This window comes from Pseudomonas sp. AC083 (genome assembly GCF_979253165.1).
On the sequence record NZ_CEEDDH010000002.1, the window covers coordinates 133,436 to 153,240 of the forward strand.

A 19,805-nucleotide genomic window follows, 5' to 3' on the forward strand; every position below is an offset into this window, starting at 1 on the left:
TCTTCATTCTTCCACCCGCACTTCGCGGAACATGCCCGTTTCCATGTGATAAAGCAGATGACAGTGATAGGCCCAGCGGCCGAGGGCGTCGGCGGTGACGCGGTAGCTGCGGCGGCTGCCGGGCGGCATGTCGATGGTGTGTTTGCGCACCTGAAAGTTGCCGTTTTCGTCTTCCAGATCGCTCCACATCCCGTGAAGGTGGATCGGGTGGGTCATCATGGTGTCGTTTACCAGCACCAGGCGGATGCGCTCGCCGTATTTCAGCCGTAGAGGCTCGGCATCGGAGAATTTGATGCCGTTGAACGACCAGGCGAATTTCTCCATGTGGCCGGTCAGGTGCAGTTCTATCGTGCGGCCCGGATCGCGGCCGTCCGGGTCCTCGAAGGTGCTGCGCAGGTCGGCGTAGGTCAGCACTCGGCGGCCGTTGTTGCGCAGGCCGAGGCCTGGGTCGTCGAGCTTTGGCGCGGTGATCATGGCCTGCATGTCCACCAGCGGATTGTTGTTTTCACTGTCGGGATGGGCTTGCATCGGGCCCATGCTGGAGTGATCCATGGCGCTCATGTCCATGCTGCCGTGATCCATGCCGCCCATGCCCATGTCGTCCATGCTCACCAACGGACGCGGATCCAGCGTCGGCACTGCTGCCGACATGCCGGCGCGTGTGGCGAGAGTGCCACGGGCGTAACCGCTGCGATCCATCGCCTGAGCGAAGAGGGTGTAGGCCTCGGTTTCAGGTTCAACGATCACGTCATAGGTCTCGGCCACGGCAATGCGCAGTTCATCGACGCTGACCGGTTTGATGTGCAGGCCATCGGCAGCCACCACAGTCATTTTCAATCCCGGAATACGCACATCGAAATAGGTCATGGCCGAGCCGTTGATCAGGCGCAGGCGCAGTTTTTCGCCGGGACGGAACAGCCAGGTGAAGTTGTCATCGGGGGCCTGGCCGTTGATCAAAAAGGTATACGTGGCGCCACTGACGTCGGCGATGTCGGTGGGGTTCATGTTCATTTGCGCCCACATCGTGCGATCGGCAACCGTGGCGCCCCAGCCTTTCTCACCGACATCGTTGATAAAGTCGCCGACGGTGCGTTTGTGGAAGTTGTAGTAGTCGGACTGTTTTTTCAGGGTCTTCATCAGTCTGGCCGGGTCTTCGTCGGTCCAGTCGCTGAGCATCACCACGTAGTCGCGATCGTACTGGAAAGGCTCTGGCTCCTTGGCCTCAATGACCAGCGGCCCGTAGACGCCGGCCTGCTCCTGTAAGCCGGAATGGCTGTGATACCAGTAGGTGCCGTGTTGCCGAACCTTGAACTGGTAAACGTACACGCCGCCCGGTTCGATGCCGTGGAAACTCAGACCCGGCACGCCGTCCATGTTCGCCGGCAGCAGAATGCCGTGCCAGTGAATCGAGGTGTCGGCGGTGAGCCGGTTTCGCACCCGCAGCGTCACGGTATCGCCTTCGCGCCAGCGCAACAGCGGGCCGGGCAGGCTGCCGTTGATGGTCATCGCTGTGCGCGCCGAACCCGTGAAATTGACCGGGGTTTCGCCGATGAACAACTCGAATTCGTTGCCGCTCAGTTCGTTGACGGGCGCGGCGCCGTTCAGCGCCCAGACCGGTGTCCGCCAGAGCCCGAGGCCACCGAGCAAGCTACCGGCGGCCAGGCCTTTGACAAAAGTGCGTCTTGTGAGAATGGAAGGCATGCGCTGGAAATCCCCGTCTGGCTCATGACAGAGAGACTAGCCAGCCCGGGCTTTCAGTTGGCTGAGGCAAACATTACAGTTTTGTCAGTTAACCCGGGCGGCTTAAAGCTCCAGCCCTTGCTGCACCACTTGCAGCAGATTGTTTTCCGTCAGCGCGATCGCATCCAGCTCCTGGCCGGTCTCGATAGTCTGCAACCACCAGTGACTCTCGCCATGCTCGTCAACCGTGCGCAGCAACGACTGATCGCGCCCCGGCACCTTGATCTCGACACGTCCGCAACCGTCCTCGGTAAACCGCGCAATCGGATCGAACATCAAACTGTGATGGTTGGCTTCGATCACCAACTGGTCGATGGCGTAGTCGTGGCTTTCGCCGTCCGGCGAACTTTCGCAAACGTGCGTAGGATTGCGCCGAATCTTCAACCCTACTTCGGTGACTGGCTGTAGCCAGGCTTCGATGCGGTGGTACAAGTCGTACACCTGAGCAGGCCAGCAATCGATTTCCAGCGCCGCATCAGCCTGGATATGCCGTGTCTGCTTGAGTCTGGCGGCGAGTTCGTCTGCTTTACTCATGTCGGTTCCCTTGTTGGATGTCTGCCTGTTCAGCGTAGACCTTTGAACGGCGCAGGGCCTTGCCTTGCGTCATGCGCTTGCAATACAAGCGTGTCGAAATCAGCACTGGCCAGGTCTGGCCAACAACGAAAACCACGGACGCAGGCGTCCCAAGGAACGGGTTAATGAAAAAGCTGTTTACAATTCTGGCGCTGATCGCGCTGACGGCCGGTAGCATCGGCATGAGTTCGGCGCGTCAGCCGGAGTCGAATAAAGCGCAGGCGGAATCGGTGGCGGGGGTGTTCGACTACTACCTGCTGGCGCTGTCCTGGTCGCCGACTTTTTGTCTGACGCACAAGGACGACGCGCAGTGCACCGGCAAGGGTTATGGTTTTGTCCTGCACGGTTTGTGGCCGCAATACACCAAGGGCGGCTGGCCAGAATCCTGCCCGCCGCTGACCAGGCTATCGGCGGCAGAAACCAGCAAGGGCCTGACGATGTACCCGACGAAAAAACTCCTTGATCACGAATGGTCCAAGCACGGTACCTGCAGCGGTCTTGGCGCGGAGGGCTATCTGGACAAGTCCGATCAGGCCCTCGGCGCGGTGAAGATTCCGCAGGCGTTACAGCCGTTCGGCTCGACGTCGTACTACTTCGAAGCGCAGGAGATTGTCGATCTGTTTCGCAAGGCCAATCCGGGTCTTCCCGAGGATGGAATTGCGGTGGTTTGCAGCGGCCCGCAGCTGTCGGAAGTGCGGGTGTGCATGGACAAGGATTTGCAGTTCGGCGCGTGTGGCAAAGGGGTGAAGACGCAGTGCCGGGCGGGGGATATTCGGGTGCCGCCGGTACGGTGAGCATCAGTAACAGCCTATGAAAAGAGGCGCTCGCACGAGCGCCTTTTTTTCGCCTGACGATTTGTAGCGTTTGGCAAATTCGCGCATGCTGCGCGCCTCAAAGGATCTGCACGACACATTGCAAGGAGCTGTTCATGAGCGGAAAACCCGCTGCCCGCGTCACCGACCCCACCGCCTGCCCGTTGCCGGGACATGGCACCAACCCGATCGTCAGCGGCTCGCCGAACGTGAATTTCGACGGACTGGCGGCTGCGCGCATCACTGACAAGTCCGCTTGCGGCAGCGCGATCAGCGGCGCTGTATCTGGCACCGTGTTCATCAATGGCCTGAACGCGGCGACGCTGGACAGCACCGGTGGCCACGGTAATGTCGTCATCGGCGGTTCAGGCACGGTGATCATTGGCGACACCGTAGTCGCGGCGCCTTTCAGTGGTCTGCTGCCGATGCCGGTGCACTTTACCGACAAGCTGAAACTGGTCAACGATGTGACCGGTGAACCGATGCTCAACCATCCCTACATGATCCAGCGCGCCGACGGGCGCATGGAGCATGGCGTGTCTGATGCCGACGGATTTACCCATGAAGTCAGTTCGCACCTGCCTGAAACCATCAAGCTGTTTCTGGAGGAGTGATGCAATGACGGCTGAGACGGTAACGTGCGCGAAGGGCAACACTTACAAGCTGCACAAGGAGCATACGCTGACCGACAAGAAGGATGTCAGTGCCAAGCCTGTGCCGGTGGAAAGTACCAAGGCGATCGTGCTTTTTATTGGCGGGGCTGGGGATAAGGAGAGTTATTACTTTTCAGGGCCTTTCGAAAACGTCAGCGATGCTAAAACCGTTTTCGATAAGCGAAATGACGCGTTGGAGAAGGCGGGGAAGTATAAGTCCAAGTGGCTTGGTTATAACGAAGTGCGAGGGAAGAAGGACATTCAGAAAAATGTGCTTAGTTTGATTCCCTATAAATCCTGCCCCATCTTCATCGTCGGTCACAGTCTGGGCGGCTGGAATGGTGCGCATCTGTCCAGTGTCATGTCCGGGTGGGGCTACGAAATCAAGATGCTGGTAACGCTCGACCCAGTGGGGGAAGGCACGCTGGTCTGGCTAGGGTCCGACATTTATGGAGACAAGCCAACGCCGGTAGCTAATTACTGGATCAACATAAAGGCTGTGCCATCGAGGCCTGATCAATCCGACTCAGTAGCTGATTTCGGAGAAAAATGGCAGATCAATAGCGGGCCAGATATCAATGTGAATATGAATACGAACCACGCTAATGCTTCAGCGATGTTCTTGTCGCCCATCGCCCAAGGACGGTCAGTGAGTGACCTTATGTACGATGCAATCAACAAGGAAACCTGTTGAATGAAGAAGTTGTCGGTTGGGCTCATGCTCATTTTCTGTACCTCTTGCGCCAAGGATCACAGTGTTCCTCCCGCAAACCTGAACTTTCATACTTTAGAAAGGGAGGGCAATAGCTCCCTTTACGCTTTTTATTATGGCTCTGACGTAGATCTATTGGATTTATTCAACAGGGGCAAAAGGGTAGGTGCCGCTTCGACAATGCTGAAGTGCGCACTGGGTGAAGACGAGGATTTTTCGATTACTAACCGGTTCAGGTATTCCGCATACGGTTTAATCGACGAAGATGCGTCGAACAAAGCACGGGGCAGATTCAACTATGTAACAAGTGCCTTTTTAAGCCAAACCCAAGATAACGGCAGCACGCAGGACAATCTTTCAGTACCGGAACTCAACGACCTGCTATCCCGCAAAAAAAACATACCCTGCAAAGTCGTCATCACCGCCTTCGGCTACAAACCCTACTACTCAAACACCATGAACATCCCCACCGCCGACCTGCTCCGCGAAATCAACAAACCCCAATAACCCTCCGGGGGGGATTCACGCAAATCCCCCCGCATCCACCCCCAATTCCCCACGCAAAAACTCCACCAGCCCCCGCTGCAACCCGCTCAACACTCCCTCGCGGCTAACCAGCGCCAGTTCCGTCGGCGCCAACTCCGGCAGATCCCTACACACCTCGTGCTCTGGCAATACCGCCGAAACCGGCAACACCGAAACCCCTAACCCAGATGCCACTGCGGCTTGAATTCCGGTCAGGCTGTGGCTGCCGAACGCCACTCGCCATGGTCGCTGCGCCACATCGAGCAGGCGAATCGCCCGCTGTCGGTACAGGCAGCCCTGCGGAAACAGTGCCAGCGGTAGCACACCGCTGGAGGTGTCGAATTCGGTGCCTTTGACCCATACCAGTCGTTCCGGCCAGGTAGCCCATGCCGGGCCGCTGTCGGGCTCGCGTTTGATCAGGGCAATGTCGATGTCGCCGGCGTCGAGGCGTTGGCGCAGATCGAGGCTCATGCCGCTGATGGTTTCCAGGCGCGCTTGCGGATGGTTGCGGGTGAAGCCGGCGAGGATCAGTGCCATGCGCCGGGCGTCGAAGTCTTCCGGCATGCCGATGCGCAGCACTTCCAGGTCGACGTCACTGGCCAGCGCTTGCGTAGCTTCGGCGGACAGTGCCAGTAACCGACGCGCGTAGTGGATCAGCAGTTCGCCGTGTTCGGTGACCGCGACGTTCAATCCGCTGCGGTCGCGCAGGAGTAGCGGGTGGCCGACCAGATCCTCGAGTTTGCGCACCTGCTGGCTGACCGTCGATTGCGTGCGATGCACCCGTTCGGCAGCGCGGGTAAAGCTGCCTTCGTCGACCACGCAGACAAAGGTTTTCAGCAGTTCCAGATCCAGCATGGCGGTATTCCTGTCAGTGGTTTTGCGAATGACTATCGCCTATTTATTTAATTTCACACTATCACCGCACGCTCATAAGCTGAAGTCCTCACTCTGGAGGAATCGACCGATGACCTTGAACAACACGCCACGCCCGCAATGGCTGACCTTCGATTGCTATGGCACGCTGATTCAGTGGGACGAAGGCCTGAAAACAGTGGTTGAGAAAATGCTCAGCGACAAGGGCGAGCACGCCGTCGACGCCGCTAAGCTGATCGAAGTCTACGACCTTCACGAGCATCGTCTGGAACAAACTCCGCCGCACCGTTCCTTTCGGGAACTGAGCACCCTCGGCCTGCACCTGGCGCTGGCAGAGTTGGGCTTGCCGAGCCAGCCCGAGGACAGTCAACGCCTGGCGACAGCCATCCCGAACATGCCGCCATTTGCCGAAGTGGTCGACACCCTCGCGCAGCTCAAAGCCTTGGGCTTCAAGCTGTGCATCGTCTCCAACACCGACGACGAGATCATTGCCGGCAACGTTGCGCAGCTCGGCGGCCATATCGACCGGGTGATCACCGCGCAACAGGCCGGTGCCTACAAACCGGCGCCGCGTCTGTTCGACTACGCTCATGAGCAATTGGGCGTGACCCGGGATGAAGTGGTGCACATCTGCGCCAGCCCCATGCTCGATCACACGGCGGCGCGGGACATGGGTTTTCGTTGCGTGTGGATCGATCGCGGCACGGGTCGTCAGTTGTTGCCGGACTATCGCCCCGACGCGATCCTCTCCAGCCTCGATCAAGTGCTGCCGCTGTTCAAATCCCTCGGCTGGACCTAAGGAGAATTGCCATGGCTCATATCTTGAGCGGCACTGGCAAAGCCAGACCCAGCGCAACGCTTAACCTGGAAACCGAGGCGATCATCACCGCCCGCAACGAACTCGCCGCGTGCTTTCAACTGGCCGCGCTGCATGGGCTGGAGGAGGGCATCTGCAATCACTTTTCGGCGATGCTGCCGGGGCATGACGATCTGTTTCTGGTCAATCCATACGGCTACGCTTTTTCGGAAGTGACCGCGCAGAATCTGCTGGTCTGTGACTTCGCCGGCAATGTGGTCGATGGCGATGGCGATGGCGAGCCCGAAGCAACTGCGTTCTACATCCACGCGCGCCTGCACAAACAACTGCCACGGGTAAAAGTCGCGTTCCATACGCACATGCCCCACGCCACCGCGTTGTGCCTGTTGCAAGGCCCGCCGCTGCTGTGGCTGGGGCAGACCGCGCTGAAATTTTACGGGCGCACAGCGGTGGACGAGGATTACAACGGCCTCGCACTGGACGCATCCGAAGGCGACCGGATCGCCAGCGTCATGGGCGATGCCGACATTCTCTTTCTGAAAAACCACGGTGTGATTGTCGCCGCGCCGACCATCGCCGAAGCCTGGGACGATCTGTATTACCTGGAACGCGCCGCGCAGGTGCAACTGCTGGCGATGGCCACTCAGCGCGAATTGAAACCGGTGCCTCATGCGATTGCGCAGCGCGCCTATGAACAGATGCGTGAAGGCGATGCGCAAAGTGCCCGCGCACACCTGACCAGCGCGATGCGACGCCTGGCCCTGCACAACTGATTAACCGTAAAAGAGCAATCGTAAATAAATCGACGAAAAGCGATCATCCAAACTCGCGACGCGCCGATAACTGGGCGGGAGGCGGGCGTTTGCCCGGTACATCCCGGTGGGCTACGCTCACACATACAAGGGTTTCGGGCTCGCGCCCCTGTCGTACCTGCCCAGGACATGCTTTTGCCAATCCCCATTCACGATCCGCATCAGGCCCCCGGCACGCTCAAACGGTTGCCGCTTCGCAAAGCGGCGGTGCTGTTCATCGTTGCGGTGAGCCTGTGCCTGTGCGGTCTGCTGTACCTGCAACTGGAGCAGTCGCGGCGCCAGGATCTGGCAGTGGCGAAGATGGCCTCGGGCAACCTGACCCGGGCCATGGCGCAGCAGGCCGAAGACACTGTACGTGCAGCGGATCTGGTAATGACCAGCCTGGTCGACTGGATTCAGGACGATGGTTACGGGGCGGCGCAGCGACCTCGGTTGCAGCGGATTTTTGCCCGCCGCGCGCAGCAACTGGATCAGCTGCATGGCATCTTTCTCTTCGATCGCGAAGGGCAGTGGATCATCACCTCGTTCGCCGATCTGCCTCGTGGCAACGGCGTGGCCGATCGCGACTATTTCAAGTTCCATCAGCAGAATGCGTCGACCGTTGCGCACATCGGCCCGGCGATTCGCAGCCGCGAAAACGGCGAATGGATCATCCCGATTTCCAGACGCGTGAACGACCAGCTCGGCAACTTTCAGGGCGTGCTGATGGCGGGCATCCGCATGTCCTACTTCGATCAGTTCTTCAAAAGCTTCAGCCTCGATGACAGCGGCATCATGTTTCTGGCGCTGACCGACGGCACCTTGCTGGCGCGACGGCCCTTTGATGAGTCGTTGATCAATACCTCGGTGGCCCACGGCGAGATCTATCAAACCCTGTTGCCGAACGCTAACGCTGGCACCGCGATGCTCAACTCCGTGGTCGACGGCGTGACCCGCTTGTATGGCTATCGCCAGCTCGCCTCGTATCCGCTGGTGGTCTCTGCCGCGACGTCGCAAGACACGATTCTGCAGGGCTGGTATGACCGCGCATTTCAGTCCAGCGTGATTGTCGCGCTGGTGATTCTCGGGGTTGGCCTGTTCGGCTGGGTGTTCATTCATCAAGTGCGCGACGGCGAGCGTATCGAGAAAAATCTGCGCAAGGCGCAACTGGCGCTGGAGCAGATCGCCACCCACGACAGCCTCACCGGATTGGCCAATCGGCGCTTGTTCGAGCGCTCGCTGGACATCGAGTTTGCTCGTGGTGCGCGCCAGGTCAGCCCGGTCAGCCTGATCATGCTCGATATCGATTTCTTCAAGCGTTACAACGATGCTTACGGCCATGTCGCCGGCGATCAATGCCTGGCGCAGGTGGCGCAAGTGGTGAAGGCCTGCTGCCAGCGCAAGTCGGATCTGGCGGTGCGTTATGGCGGCGAAGAATTTGCCGTGCTGTTGCCAGACACGGACATCAACGGCGCGCTGGCGATAGCCGGGCAGATTCGCCGTAGCGTGATCGACAAGCACATCATCCACAGTGGGTCGCCGACCGGTTATCTCACCGTGAGCTTGGGCTGTTATGCGTTTATTCCACACGGCAACGACAGCCCGCAGGTGTTTATCCAGCGCGCGGACGCGGCGTTGTATCAGGCGAAAAATGCCGGACGCAATCGCGCGGCGGTGTATGCGCCGGAAGAAGGTTTCGCCGAGCTGATGCGTTCGGATCGCTGATTCTTTCAATCAACAGAAATCAGAAGTGGGAGCGAGCCTGCTCGCGAATGGGTGTGTCAGCTTGCATCAAGGTTGGCTGACAGACCGCTTTCGCGAGCAGGCTCGCTCCCACATTGGGTCCTGATGTATGCAGGACTATCTGGGATGGCTCTTGTTCGTTCAGCTGCCCGTGCCACCGCCCGCGCCACCCGTGCCGCCGCCGGCCGAACCGGTGCCACCGCCCGCGCCGGAACCCGAGCCACTGGCGCCGCCATTGGTACCCGTGCCGGTGCCCATGCCCGAGCCAGTACCGGTGCCGGTGCCGTTATTGGTTCCGCCAGAACCGCTGCCACCCGATGGCGAGCCCGGGGTGTTGTCTGGCGGCATGGTCGAGCTGCTGGCGCCGCCGGACTTGGTGCCCGTCGCATCGGTGCTGTCATTGGCCGCGAAGCTGGCGGCGGACGCCGTGGCGAGCAGGCCGGCCAACAATAACGAAGTGAATTTGCGCGTCATCATGGTACGTCTCCTGATAAAGGGGATTACCTGATATTGGTCTTGCGCACTGAAACCTTGGTGCCCGTCGAGTGACGAGCGGTCAGTCGCCGCGCCGAGTGGCCTACCGTTCTTCTGCAATATTGGCTATTTGCCGAACCACCCCCGGGGACTAACGTAGCCACACATTCAATCGCTACCCCGGAGCCCACCATGCAACCTCGTGCCGATTTCTACACCGCTTCCCCTGATGCCATGAAAGCGATGATGGCGCTGGAAAATGCCGTCTCGAAACTGTCGCTGGAAAAGAGCCTGCTCGAACTGGTCAAGCTGCGCTCTTCGCAAATCAACGGCTGCGCATTCTGCATCGACATGCACACCGCCGACGCGATCAAGGACGGCGAAACCCCACGCCGCCTGTTCGCCGTGACGGCATGGCGGGAAGCGCCGTTCTTCAGCGAGCGTGAACGCGCCGCGCTGCTGTGGACCGAGTCGCTGACACAACTGAGCCTGACCCACGCGCCGGACGAAGACTATGAAGTCGTCGCTGCGCAGTTTTCGCCGAAGGAACTGGTTGACCTGACGGTGGCGATCAACACCATCAACGGCTGGAATCGACTGGCGGTGGGCTTCCGCAAACTGCCGCAGGCCTGAGGCATTCACGCTTTTCCCTTGTGGGAGCGAGCCTGCTCGCGAAGGCGACGTGTCAGTCACCATCATCGTTGCTGACATACCGCATTCGCGAGCAGGCTCGCTCCCACAGGGTCCTATTCAATGCCCATCGGAGCTCGGCGTCGTCGGTGGTTGCACCTTGCGCATCAAAAACACCATCACCGCGTGCATTGCTTTGTATTAATACGAAGCATTACTATTCACGCCCCTTTCTCACCACGCCGCCCATCCCCCATGCGCTCCCGCAGATCCGGCTTTTTCGAGCATTACGAAGAGTTGATCGGCACCTGGACTCGTCGCCTGCGCAATCGCGCGCAGGCCGAGGATCTGGCGCACGACACCTTTGTGCGGGTGCTCGAGGCGGATTCGGCGGCGGTGCAGCAGCCGCGTGCGTATTTGCACCAGACCGCGCGCAATATCGCCGTTGATGGTTATCGGCGTGAGGACCGGCGGGGCGCCCTGGAGTCGGAGGCGGTCGAGGACACTGCGTCGTCGGCGGGCGATCCGGAGCATTACATGCACGCGATCCAGTTGGCCGATTCCATCGAACGCGCGCTCACCGAGCTGCCGCTCAACTGCCGCAAGATCTTTGTCTGGCAGAAGATCGAAGGCCTGACTCAGGCAGAAATCGCCGAACGCCTGGGGCTGTCCAAGAACATGGTCGAAAAGTATATGATCCGCACCCTGCGCCATCTGCGTGAGCGGCTGGATGGCTTGCAGTCATGAGCGTTCGCACCTTTTCATTCTCAGCCGGACAGGACATTCCATGATGGAGACGGGTGATTGCGCCTGTGGGCAAGCGGCGGTGCGTGACGAGGCGGCGGCATGGTTCGTGCGTCTGCAGGAGCCGGATGTCAGCATCGAGCAACGGCAGCGCTTCGAGGCCTGGCTGAACGAGCATCCGCAGCACCGTGAGGAATTCCAGTTGCTGCAAGGCTTGTGGACGGCGGCTGATCTGCTGCCGACGTCGCGTCTTCAGGCGCTTGCGCAAACTCCCCGCCGCGAACGCCGGCCGTTGCTGCGTTATGCCGTGGCCGCGAGTGTTCTGACCGTGGCGCTGGGACTTGGCCTGTTCAGCGGGCTGAATCATCCGGGCGGTTACCGCGCCGAGTTCGCCACGGCGCCGGGCGAGCGCAAGCATGTAGCGTTGCCGGATGGTTCGGTGATCGATATGAACAGTCGCAGCCGCTTGCAGGTGCGTTATGAGAAGGATTGGCGGCTGATCGAATTGAGCGCGGGCGAGGCGATGTTCAGTGTTGAACACGACGCCTCGCGTCCGTTTATTGTCGAAGCCGGCAGCGGCAAGGTCACAGTCACCGGTACGCGTTTCGATGTGCGCCGCGATGCCACGCAGACCCGCGTTGCGGTGGAGCAGGGCACGGTGAAGGTGCAGGGAAGTGCTGCCCCGGACAACGAATTCATCAACCTCACCGCAGGCCTCGGCACTGCGGTCGATGCTCAGGGCAAAGTCCTGCCGGCCTACGCGGTCAACCCGGCGGAACTGACCGCATGGCGCAACGGCAAACTGGTGTTCAACAACGCCAGCCTCGGCGAAGTAGCGGCGGAAGTATCGCGCTATCGCGACAAACCGCTGACCGTATCCCAGCCGAACGTGGCCAGCCTGCGCCTGACCAGCGTGTTCAAGTCCGACGACACCGACGCCTTGCTCAAAGCCTTGCCGGGCATCCTGCCAGTGTCCATTCGCACCTTGGCCGATGGCAGTCAGGAAATAATTTCCAGATAGCATTCAGGTTTTTTTCCAGTTCATCGTCTTCCTGTTCAACTGCAACTGGTTTGCATTAACAGCTGCACACTCTTGCGATCCACAGGACTGCGTACGACGTGAACATCACCACAATCCACAATAAAAAATCCCCTTGGTTGCCACTGGCTCTCGCGCTGGCGGTCAGCGCCGCGATGCCGTCGGCGTTTGCCGCTGAAGCCATTCATATCCGCGCGCAACCGCTGGGCCAGGCCTTGAGCGAACTGGGCCAGCAAACCTCGCTGCAGGTGTTTTTCAGCCCTGAGCTGGTGGCCGGCAAACAGGCGCCAGCGGTCGACGGCGACCTTTCGCCGGAGCAGGCGCTGCGGCAGCTGTTGCAGGGCAGCGGTCTCGATTATCAGATCAATGAAGGCTCGGTGACGCTCGCTCCAGCCGCCACCTCCGCAGCCAGCAACGGCCCGCTGGAGCTCGGCGTGACCGACATCAAAGTGGTCGGCGACTGGCTCGGTGACGCCGACGCGGCGGTGGTGCAGAACCACCCCGGCGCACGCACGGTGATTCGCCGCGAAGCGATGGTCGAGCAGGGCGCGATGAACGTAAGCGACGTGCTCAAACGCGTGCCCGGCGTGCAGGTGCAGGACTCCAATGGCACCGGCGGCAGTGATATTTCCCTCAACGTCGGCGTACGCGGTCTGACTTCGCGCCTGTCGCCACGCTCGACCGTGCTGATCGACGGCGTACCTGCCGCGTTTGCTCCGTACGGCCAGCCGCAACTGTCGATGGCGCCGATTTCCTCGGGCAACCTCGACAGCATCGACGTCGTGCGTGGCGCCGGTTCCGTGCGTTACGGGCCACAGAACGTCGGCGGCGTGATCAACTTCGTGACCCGCGCGATCCCGGAGAAAACCACCGGCGAAATCGGCACCACCCTGGAAACCACGCAGTACGGCGGCTGGAAACACATTGACACCGCATTTCTTGGCGGCACCGCCGACAACGGCATGGGCGTCGCGTTGCTGTACTCCGGCGTCAACGGCCACGGCTATCGCGAGCGCAACAACGGCAACGACATCGACGACGTGCTGCTCAAGACGCACTGGGCGCCGACCGACCAAGACGATTTCAGTCTCAATTTCCACTACTACGACGCCAGCGCCGACATGCCCGGCGGTCTGACCCAGCGTCAGTACGACGACAAACCGTACGAATCGGTGCGTGACTACGACCAGTTCACAGGCCGACGCAAGGACGTGTCGTTCAAGTGGATTCGCCAGATCGACGAGCGCACCCAGGCAGAAATCCTCACCTACTACACCGACAGCTTTCGCGGCAGTACCATCGCTGCGCGCGATCAGCGCACCCTCAGCTCGTACCCGCGTTCCTACTACACCCTCGGCATCGAGCCGCGCGTGTCGCGGGTGTTCGATGTCGGCCCAACCACCCAGGAAGTCAGCGTCGGTTATCGCTATCTGAAAGAGGCCATGCACGAAGAATCGAGCCGTCTGGCGCTGGTCAACAATCAGCCGGTGGTCACGCCGACCTCCGACGGCCATGTGTTCCAGGATCGCACCGGTGGCACCGAGGCCAATTCGGTGTATGTCGACAACAAGATCGACGTCGGCAACTGGACCATCACCCCAGGCATTCGCTTCGAACACATCAGCACCGATTGGCACGACCGCGCCGTGCTCGACACCGCTGGCCGGCCGGTCCAGGAGAAAAACCGCAGCATCGAAAGCAATGAGCCGCTGCCGGCGCTGAGCGTGATGTATCACCTGTCCGATGCCTGGAAGCTGTTCGCCAACTACGAAACCTCATTCGGCAGCCTGCAATATTTCCAGCTCGGCCAGGGCGGTTCGGGTGACAGCACCGCCAACGGTCTGGAGCCGGAAAAGGCCAAGACCTACGAGATCGGCACGCGTTACAACGATGATGTCTGGGGCGGCGAGGTGACGCTGTTCTACATCGACTTCGATGACGAACTGCAATACATCAGCAACGACGTCGGCTGGACCAATCTCGGCGCGACCAAGCACCAGGGCATCGAAGCCTCGGCGCACTACGACATGGCCGCCCTCGATCCACGCCTCGATGGTTTGACCGCCAACGCCGGTTTCACCTACACCCGCGCCACTTATGAAGGCGAAATCCCCGGCTTCAAGGGCCGCGATCTGCCGTTCTATTCGCGGCAAGTTGCGACGGTCGGTTTGCGTTACGAGATCAACCGCTGGACGTACAACATCGATGGCTTCGCCCAATCGAAACAGCGTTCGCCGGGCACCGGTGTGAATGCGGATGGCAGCTTCAACGGCAACTACATCACCGAAGGCACAGCGGATGGGCAGTACGGCGACATCCCGGGTTACGTGACCTGGAACGTGCGCGGCGGTTATGACTTCGGTCCGCAGGTGTCGAACCTCAAGCTCGGTGCCGGGGTGAAGAACGTCTTCGACAAGCAATACTTCACCCGCTCCAGCGACAACAACTCGGGGATGTATGTCGGCGCACCGCGCACGTTCTTCGTGCAGGCCAGCGTAGGTTTTTAAAGCACAAGATCAAAAGATCGCAGCCTTCGGCAGCTCCTACAGGGGAACGCAAATCCATGTAGGAGCTGCCGAAGGCTGCGATCTTTTGCTTTAGACCTTCAGAACTTTGCCGCCGATCGCCACAGCCACCAGCAACACCGCCATCAATCCAAAGGCAAAACTCAGACTGCTGGCATGCGCGACAAAACCGATCACCGCCGGCCCGGCGAGAATCCCGGCATAACCCAGCGTGGTAATCGCCGGTACCGCGATGCTCTCCGGCATCACCGTCTGCTTGCCCACCGCCGTGTACAGCACCGGCACGATGTTCGAGCAACCGGCGCCGACCAGCGCATACCCGACCAGCGCCGCTTGCCAGCTCGGCGCGAAGGTGGCGAGAAATAACCCCGCCGCCGCCAACAGACCGCCGAACAGAATGATCCGCGTCGCACCCAGCTTGCGCACGATGCGGTCACCCAGCAGACGGCCGGCGGTCATGGTCAGGGCAAACGCTGCGTAACCCAGGCCCGCGTAGGCCGTGTCGATCCCGCGTTCCTGAGCGAGAAACACGGCGCTCCAGTCCAGCGCCGCGCCTTCGGTGAGGAACACGATGAAGCACATGCCGCCGATAAACAGCACGATGCCATGGGGAATGGCGAAGGCCGGGCCGGAGCTTTCGCTGCCGTACGGCAACATGTGCGGCACGCATTTGAGCAAGGCGCCTATCAGCAACACGACGACGACCAGCATCGCCGCCAGCGGTGTCAGGCCGAGGCCCAGCAGGGCGCTTACACCCGCCGCACCGACGATGCCGCCGAGGCTGAACAAGCCGTGGAAACCCGACATCATGTGCTTGCCGCTGGCGCGCTCGACGATCACCGCTTGCAAGTTCACCGTCGAATCCACCGTGCCGAGACCGGCGCCGAACATGAACAGCGTGGCGATCAGCGCCGGGATCGACGACACCGTCGCCAGCAAGGGCAGTGCCGCGCAGATCAACAAGGTGCCGGCGGTGGCCACACGTCGGCAACCAAAACGCGTGGCAAGAATCCCCGCCAGCGGCATCGCCAGAATCGAGCCGACGCCCAGGCACAACAGCAATAACCCCAGCGTGCCCTCATCCAGCCCGGCTCGCGCCTTGGCATACGGCACCAGCGGCGCCCACGCGGCGATGCCGAGGCCGGCAATGAAAAAGGCAACGCGCGTGGACATCTGTTGCAGGCGTCCGGGGACGAACGTGTCTTGGGGGTTGAGGCTGGTCATATCGATCCTTGGCAAAAAAACAACTGCATCCCGAGTGACATTCTGATGGCGTTGAGGTTCGATCTCAGGCCTTTCGGGGCATAACGGTGAACATCCTACCCTGTGAGAGCGAGCCTGCTCGCGAAAGCGGTGGGTCAAATATGGAATTGTCGACTGACGCACCGCCTTCGCGAGCAGGCTCGCTCCCACACTGGTTTGCGGTTTACAGTCGGATTTTCGCCAGCATGGATACGGGAACAAGGCATGACGAAGTTCTACGACGCACGCGGCAATATCTACGCTGTAGTCTCACCCCAAGCCTTGCGCGAGGCCGGAATCGCTTTGCCAGCGAGGGCCGCAGAGTGCGCCGTATCCAGGCAGCAATGGAGCGAGGCAGCCATCGCTTTGTGCTGTCACTGGCCCGAAGGCCAACGCCCGGCCGACAGCAAACCCCACCGCAGCGACGGCCTGCTGATCGGCCCGTTTCAGGCATCTGCGCCGTTCGATGTGCTGATCGTCAACACTGACGGAAGTCTCGCCGAGCGCAGCGGTAACGGCCTGACGATTTTTTCTCAGGCATTGACCGAGCAAGGCTTGATGGCGGAGCAGGGCGCAGTATTGCGCGTTCATCATGACAAGGGCGAAGCGCTGGAAACCGCGGTGACACCGGCCCAAGTCGAGGACGTGCGCGGTTTCTGGCTCGACCTCGGCCAGCCCGGCTTCGGCCCGGAGGCTGTGGGTGCGCAGACGGTTGAAAACGTTCAGTTCAACAATCGCGACGTCAGCCATGTCCAGCCCCTGGCGGAACTCGATCCTGACTGGAGCCACAGCCAATTCGTCCGTATCGGCAATCCGCACTGTGTAACGCTGCTCGGCGATGCGGCCGCTTTGCCGAGCAACGAACAGATGCGTGAACCCACCCTGAACCAACGGCTTACAGCGATCGCCTATGCAGTGCCCAACGGTGCCGGTAATCCCTGCCCGGCGGGCGTCAATCTGCAATGGGCCGTGCAGGTGTCGCCGCAGCACATCCTCGCCCGGGTATTCGAACGTGGTGAGGGACCAACCGCGTCATCCGGCACCAGCGCCAGTGCGGTCGCGTGTGCCGCGTGGCGGGTGGGTTGGGTCGAGGCGGGTGAAGTGCGGGTGGTCATGCCGGGTGGCACCACACCGGTTTTGCTTGAGGTTTCGGAAGGGGAGTTGCTGCGCGTGAGATTGTTTGGCACGGCGCGGTTGATCGCTTGATTCGGCCGACGCCATCGCTGGGATCTTCTGTGAGAGCGAGCCTGCTCGCGAAGAGGTCGGCACATCCAACATCGAGGCGCCTGGCATGGCGCTTTCGCGAGCAGGCTCGCTCCCACAGGTTTTGGTCTCGGCCCATCGGGTTCAGCGTACTTCTCAACTGAACTCCACCACCGACATCTGCCGCTTCATCAACACCTTGCCGCCACGAATCGAATACAGCGGCAGGCCCTGGCTGCGGATCACTTCGTAGTCGCTGTCCGCCGAGAGAATCAGCAGGTTCGCCGGGCGGCCCTGTTCCAGTCCGTAGCGCTCGCCCAAGTGCATGGCTTTGGCGCTGTTGTCGGTGACCAGATCCAGCGCACTTTGCAGGTTACGATAACCGAGCATGTGGCAGATGTGCAGACCGGCTTCGAGCACGCGCAGGATGTTGCCATTGCCCAGCGGATACCACGGGTCGACGATCGAATCCTGGCCGAAACACACGTTCATCCCGGCTTCGAGCAGTTCGTTGACGCGGGTCACGCCCCGGCGTTTGGGGAAGTTGTCGAAGCGCCCTTGCAGGTGAATGCTTTCGGTCGGGCAGGAGACAAAACTGATCCCGGAATGGCCGAGCAGGCGGAACAGTTTGGCGCAGTAGGCGTTGTCATAAGAGCCCATCGCCGTGGTGTGGCTGGCGGTGACGCGGGCGCCCATGTCGCGGCTGCGCGCTTCTTCGGCAAGCACTTCAAGGAAGCGTGAATGCGGATCGTCGGTCTCGTCGCAATGCACATCGACCAGGCAGCCGGTGCGCTCGGCCAGGTCCATCAGGAACTTCACCGAGCTGACGCCCTGATCGCGGGTGTATTCGAAATGCGGAATGCCGCCGACCACGTCGGCACCCATGCGGATCGCTTCTTCCATCAACTCGCGCCCGTTGCGGAACGACTCGATGCCTTCCTGCGGGAACGCGACGATTTGCAGGTCAATCAGGTGACGGCTTTCCTCACGCACTTCGAGCATGGCCTTGAGCGCGGTGAGTTGCGGGTCGGTGACGTCAACGTGGGTGCGCACGTGCTGAATGCCGTGGGCGGCCAGGGCCTGAATGGTCTTCTTGGCGCGGGTCTTGGTGTCTTCTTCGGTGATGGTGACCTTGCGCTCGCCCCAGCATTCGATGCCTTCAAACAGCGTGCCGCTCATGTTCCAGCGCGGCTCGCCAGCGGTGAGGGTGGCGTCGAGGTGGATGTGCGGCTCGACGAAGGGCGGCACCACCAGATTGCCGCCGGCATCGAGGTCATCCGGGCCGAGGGTCGGCGCTTCGGTCTGACGGGCGATGCTGTGGATCAGGCCGTCTTCAAGGTGCAATTCGTGCAGGCCTTCCTGGTTGCGCAGGCGGGCGTTGATGATGTGCATCAGGCAAATCCTTTTATAGGTCTTGTAGTGGTGCGCTGACGCGACGGGCGCCGAGCATACCGGTGACGATGACATACGTTAGCGCGGCAGCGGCAATGCCTACCAGCGGCGCGACCCAGGGCGAACTGAACGCAGCGACGGTGCCCACCCCGTAGGCCCCGAGCCCCGGCCAGTTGAACGCCGGCAACCGTGCGTCGGCTAGGCCCGGATAGTGCCCGCGCCAGCGGTAGAAGAAGTCAGCCATGATCACTCCGCCAATCGGCGGAATCACCGTGCCGAGCAGAATCAGATACGGCACCAGCATGTCGTACATGCCCAGCAGGGCGAGCAGGGTGCCGATCACCGCACCACCGAGGGTAACGGTTCTGCGCCGACCGGTACGCAGCAGGTTGCAGCCGGCGACGGCGAAGTTGTAGATGGTGTTGTCCTGAGTGCTCCAGATGTTCAGCAACAGCATGGCCATCGCGGCCATGGCGAAACCTTGCAACAGCAACACTTCAACCACATCCGGCTGTTGATAGACGATCGCGCCATATGCGCCGATCAGCACCATCAGGCCGTTGCCGATGAAAAAACCGATCAGGCTGGCCAGCACTGCCACTTTTGCCGAGCGCGAAAATCGCGTCCAGTTGGTGGCTTGGGTCGCGCCGCTGACGAAGGTGCCGAAGACCAGGGTGATCGCTGTCGACCAGTCCAGCGAACCGCTCGGCACCACGCTGAGCAAGCCTTCGAAGCCGCCGACTTTCACGGTCGCTGCCCACATCGACAACATCAGCAGCAACATCATCGCCGGCACCGCGATGTACGAGAGAATCTCCAGTCCGCGATAACCGATGTACGCCGTAGCGCAGAAGCCCAGACCGAACAGCACCATCAGGACCAGCACGGTGGTTTCATCGAGATTGAAATACTTGCCGATCACCACCGCTGCCGTCGCCGTGCCCCAGGCGTACCAGCCGATCTGGGTAAAGCCGAGGATCAGGTCGCTGAGCTTGCTGCCGACTTCGCCAAAACAGAAGCGGCCCATCAGCACCGAATTGAGGCCGCTCTTGAAGGCGATGTAACCCAAGCCTGCCGCGTACAGACCGAGCAGCAGGTTGCCGACAATGATCACCGCCATCATCTCGGCGAAACCGAACGCAACCCCGAGCTTGCCGCCGGCAAACATGGTCGCGGTGAAAAACGTGAAGCCCAGTAACACCATCGCCGTCGAGGCCAGGCCTTTGCGCGCGTGCATGGGCACTTCACTGAGCGGGTAATCGTTGCCGGAGGCGTTCTGCGTCATGGGGCAGTCCTTGCTGGAAGGGGAAGACGCAG

The 19,805-nt window shown here is 60.8% G+C and carries 19 protein-coding genes; 12 read left to right on the forward strand and 7 right to left on the reverse strand.

Annotated elements, in window-relative coordinates; translation table 11 throughout:
* Window positions 1-3: 3 nt before the first annotated feature.
* Together AC0IXA_RS03670 and AC0IXA_RS03675 are read right to left on the reverse strand one after the other, a co-directional pair.
* Complete coding sequence (locus AC0IXA_RS03670; RefSeq protein WP_471811771.1) at window positions 4-1,701, reverse strand: copper resistance system multicopper oxidase; 1,698 nt, start codon at window positions 1,699-1,701, stop codon at window positions 4-6.
* A gap of 102 nt (window positions 1,702-1,803) precedes the next feature.
* Window positions 1,804-2,274 carry a hypothetical protein gene (locus AC0IXA_RS03675; RefSeq protein ID WP_471811773.1) on the reverse strand — a complete coding sequence of 157 codons (471 nt, stop codon included), beginning with the start codon at window positions 2,272-2,274 and terminating at the stop codon, window positions 1,804-1,806.
* A 164-nt stretch (window positions 2,275-2,438) separates the two neighbouring features.
* Here AC0IXA_RS03675 and AC0IXA_RS03680 point away from each other — a divergent pair, with 164 nt between their 5' ends.
* From AC0IXA_RS03680 to AC0IXA_RS03695, 4 genes are all read left to right on the forward strand, one after another.
* Window positions 2,439-3,107 (forward strand): ribonuclease T2 family protein, encoded by a 669-nt coding sequence (locus AC0IXA_RS03680; RefSeq protein ID WP_471811775.1) that lies wholly within the window; start codon window positions 2,439-2,441, stop codon window positions 3,105-3,107.
* A gap of 104 nt (window positions 3,108-3,211) precedes the next feature.
* The gene (locus tag AC0IXA_RS03685; RefSeq protein WP_471812188.1) at window positions 3,212-3,739 is read left to right on the forward strand and encodes a PAAR domain-containing protein; all 528 of its coding nucleotides are present in this window, start codon (window positions 3,212-3,214) and stop codon (window positions 3,737-3,739) included.
* A 4-nt stretch (window positions 3,740-3,743) separates the two neighbouring features.
* A complete protein-coding gene (locus AC0IXA_RS03690) occupies window positions 3,744-4,472 on the forward strand; it encodes an alpha/beta hydrolase (protein ID WP_133340438.1) in 729 nt (242 codons plus the stop codon).
* Window positions 4,473-4,997 carry a hypothetical protein gene (locus AC0IXA_RS03695; RefSeq protein WP_471811777.1) on the forward strand — a complete coding sequence of 175 codons (525 nt, stop codon included), beginning with the start codon at window positions 4,473-4,475 and terminating at the stop codon, window positions 4,995-4,997. It abuts the gene before it with no gap.
* A gap of 15 nt (window positions 4,998-5,012) precedes the next feature.
* On the opposite strand, the gene AC0IXA_RS03700 is transcribed toward AC0IXA_RS03695, so the two are convergent.
* Window positions 5,013-5,870 carry a LysR substrate-binding domain-containing protein gene (locus AC0IXA_RS03700; RefSeq protein WP_471811779.1) on the reverse strand — a complete coding sequence of 286 codons (858 nt, stop codon included), beginning with the start codon at window positions 5,868-5,870 and terminating at the stop codon, window positions 5,013-5,015.
* 109 nt (window positions 5,871-5,979) lie between these two features.
* Between AC0IXA_RS03700 and AC0IXA_RS03705 the strand changes: the two genes are divergently transcribed.
* The 3 genes from AC0IXA_RS03705 to AC0IXA_RS03715 all read left to right on the forward strand — a co-directional run bounded on the left by AC0IXA_RS03705 (window position 5,980) and on the right by AC0IXA_RS03715 (window position 9,221).
* The gene (locus AC0IXA_RS03705) at window positions 5,980-6,687 is read left to right on the forward strand and encodes a haloacid dehalogenase type II (protein ID WP_471811781.1); all 708 of its coding nucleotides are present in this window, start codon (window positions 5,980-5,982) and stop codon (window positions 6,685-6,687) included.
* An 11-nt stretch (window positions 6,688-6,698) separates the two neighbouring features.
* Window positions 6,699-7,478, forward strand: a complete 780-nt coding sequence (locus AC0IXA_RS03710) for an aldolase (protein ID WP_471811783.1) — start codon at window positions 6,699-6,701, stop codon at window positions 7,476-7,478.
* Window positions 7,479-7,652: 174 nt separating this feature from the next.
* Complete coding sequence (locus AC0IXA_RS03715) at window positions 7,653-9,221, forward strand: sensor domain-containing diguanylate cyclase (RefSeq protein ID WP_471811785.1); 1,569 nt, start codon at window positions 7,653-7,655, stop codon at window positions 9,219-9,221.
* A 159-nt stretch (window positions 9,222-9,380) separates the two neighbouring features.
* Here AC0IXA_RS03715 and AC0IXA_RS03720 read toward each other — a convergent pair whose 3' ends face one another.
* Window positions 9,381-9,716 carry a hypothetical protein gene (locus tag AC0IXA_RS03720; protein ID WP_073471403.1) on the reverse strand — a complete coding sequence of 112 codons (336 nt, stop codon included), beginning with the start codon at window positions 9,714-9,716 and terminating at the stop codon, window positions 9,381-9,383.
* Between the two features lie 189 nt (window positions 9,717-9,905).
* Here AC0IXA_RS03720 and AC0IXA_RS03725 point away from each other — a divergent pair, with 189 nt between their 5' ends.
* From AC0IXA_RS03725 to AC0IXA_RS03740, 4 genes are all read left to right on the forward strand, one after another.
* Entirely contained in the window at window positions 9,906-10,346 is a 441-nt protein-coding gene (locus AC0IXA_RS03725) for a carboxymuconolactone decarboxylase family protein (protein WP_016775423.1), read from the forward strand.
* A gap of 252 nt (window positions 10,347-10,598) precedes the next feature.
* On the forward strand, window positions 10,599-11,090 hold the full coding sequence (locus AC0IXA_RS03730; protein WP_130926840.1) for a sigma-70 family RNA polymerase sigma factor: 492 nt from the start codon (window positions 10,599-10,601) through the stop codon (window positions 11,088-11,090).
* A gap of 40 nt (window positions 11,091-11,130) precedes the next feature.
* Window positions 11,131-12,108, forward strand: coding sequence for a FecR family protein (locus AC0IXA_RS03735; protein ID WP_471811788.1), 978 nt, complete (start codon window positions 11,131-11,133; stop codon window positions 12,106-12,108).
* Between the two features lie 98 nt (window positions 12,109-12,206).
* Window positions 12,207-14,633, forward strand: coding sequence for a TonB-dependent siderophore receptor (locus AC0IXA_RS03740; protein WP_471811790.1), 2,427 nt, complete (start codon window positions 12,207-12,209; stop codon window positions 14,631-14,633).
* Window positions 14,634-14,723: 90 nt separating this feature from the next.
* On the opposite strand, the gene AC0IXA_RS03745 is transcribed toward AC0IXA_RS03740, so the two are convergent.
* Window positions 14,724-15,875 (reverse strand): MFS transporter, encoded by a 1,152-nt coding sequence (locus AC0IXA_RS03745; protein WP_471811791.1) that lies wholly within the window; start codon window positions 15,873-15,875, stop codon window positions 14,724-14,726.
* Window positions 15,876-16,118: 243 nt separating this feature from the next.
* On the opposite strand from AC0IXA_RS03745, the gene AC0IXA_RS03750 reads away from it, so the two are divergent.
* Window positions 16,119-17,099: a diaminopimelate epimerase gene (locus AC0IXA_RS03750; RefSeq protein ID WP_471811793.1), complete on the forward strand. Its 981-nt coding sequence runs from the start codon at window positions 16,119-16,121 to the stop codon at window positions 17,097-17,099.
* Between the two features lie 153 nt (window positions 17,100-17,252).
* On the opposite strand, the gene codA is transcribed toward AC0IXA_RS03750, so the two are convergent.
* Complete coding sequence (codA, locus tag AC0IXA_RS03755; protein WP_471811795.1) at window positions 17,253-18,488, reverse strand: cytosine deaminase; 1,236 nt, start codon at window positions 18,486-18,488, stop codon at window positions 17,253-17,255.
* A 13-nt stretch (window positions 18,489-18,501) separates the two neighbouring features.
* Entirely contained in the window at window positions 18,502-19,773 is a 1,272-nt protein-coding gene (gene codB / locus AC0IXA_RS03760; RefSeq protein ID WP_471811797.1) for a cytosine permease, read from the reverse strand.
* Window positions 19,774-19,805: the final 32 nt, after the last annotated feature.

Coding starts and splice junctions, on each gene's coding strand:
- AC0IXA_RS03690 (WP_133340438.1), top strand. CDS start 3,744: ATGACGGCTGAGACGGTAACGTGCGCGAAGGGCAACACTTACAAGCTG.
- AC0IXA_RS03745 (WP_471811791.1), bottom strand. CDS start 15,875: ATGACCAGCCTCAACCCCCAAGACACGTTCGTCCCCGGACGCCTGCAA.
- AC0IXA_RS03675 (WP_471811773.1), bottom strand. CDS start 2,274: ATGAGTAAAGCAGACGAACTCGCCGCCAGACTCAAGCAGACACGGCAT.
- AC0IXA_RS03700 (WP_471811779.1), bottom strand. CDS start 5,870: ATGCTGGATCTGGAACTGCTGAAAACCTTTGTCTGCGTGGTCGACGAA.
- AC0IXA_RS03680 (WP_471811775.1), top strand. CDS start 2,439: ATGAAAAAGCTGTTTACAATTCTGGCGCTGATCGCGCTGACGGCCGGT.
- AC0IXA_RS03695 (WP_471811777.1), top strand. CDS start 4,473: ATGAAGAAGTTGTCGGTTGGGCTCATGCTCATTTTCTGTACCTCTTGC.
- AC0IXA_RS03710 (WP_471811783.1), top strand. CDS start 6,699: ATGGCTCATATCTTGAGCGGCACTGGCAAAGCCAGACCCAGCGCAACG.
- AC0IXA_RS03735 (WP_471811788.1), top strand. CDS start 11,131: ATGATGGAGACGGGTGATTGCGCCTGTGGGCAAGCGGCGGTGCGTGAC.
- AC0IXA_RS03720 (WP_073471403.1), bottom strand. CDS start 9,716: ATGATGACGCGCAAATTCACTTCGTTATTGTTGGCCGGCCTGCTCGCC.
- codA (WP_471811795.1), bottom strand. CDS start 18,488: ATGCACATCATCAACGCCCGCCTGCGCAACCAGGAAGGCCTGCACGAA.
- AC0IXA_RS03725 (WP_016775423.1), top strand. CDS start 9,906: ATGCAACCTCGTGCCGATTTCTACACCGCTTCCCCTGATGCCATGAAA.
- AC0IXA_RS03750 (WP_471811793.1), top strand. CDS start 16,119: ATGACGAAGTTCTACGACGCACGCGGCAATATCTACGCTGTAGTCTCA.
- AC0IXA_RS03705 (WP_471811781.1), top strand. CDS start 5,980: ATGACCTTGAACAACACGCCACGCCCGCAATGGCTGACCTTCGATTGC.
- codB (WP_471811797.1), bottom strand. CDS start 19,773: ATGACGCAGAACGCCTCCGGCAACGATTACCCGCTCAGTGAAGTGCCC.
- AC0IXA_RS03670 (WP_471811771.1), bottom strand. CDS start 1,701: ATGCCTTCCATTCTCACAAGACGCACTTTTGTCAAAGGCCTGGCCGCC.
- AC0IXA_RS03730 (WP_130926840.1), top strand. CDS start 10,599: ATGCGCTCCCGCAGATCCGGCTTTTTCGAGCATTACGAAGAGTTGATC.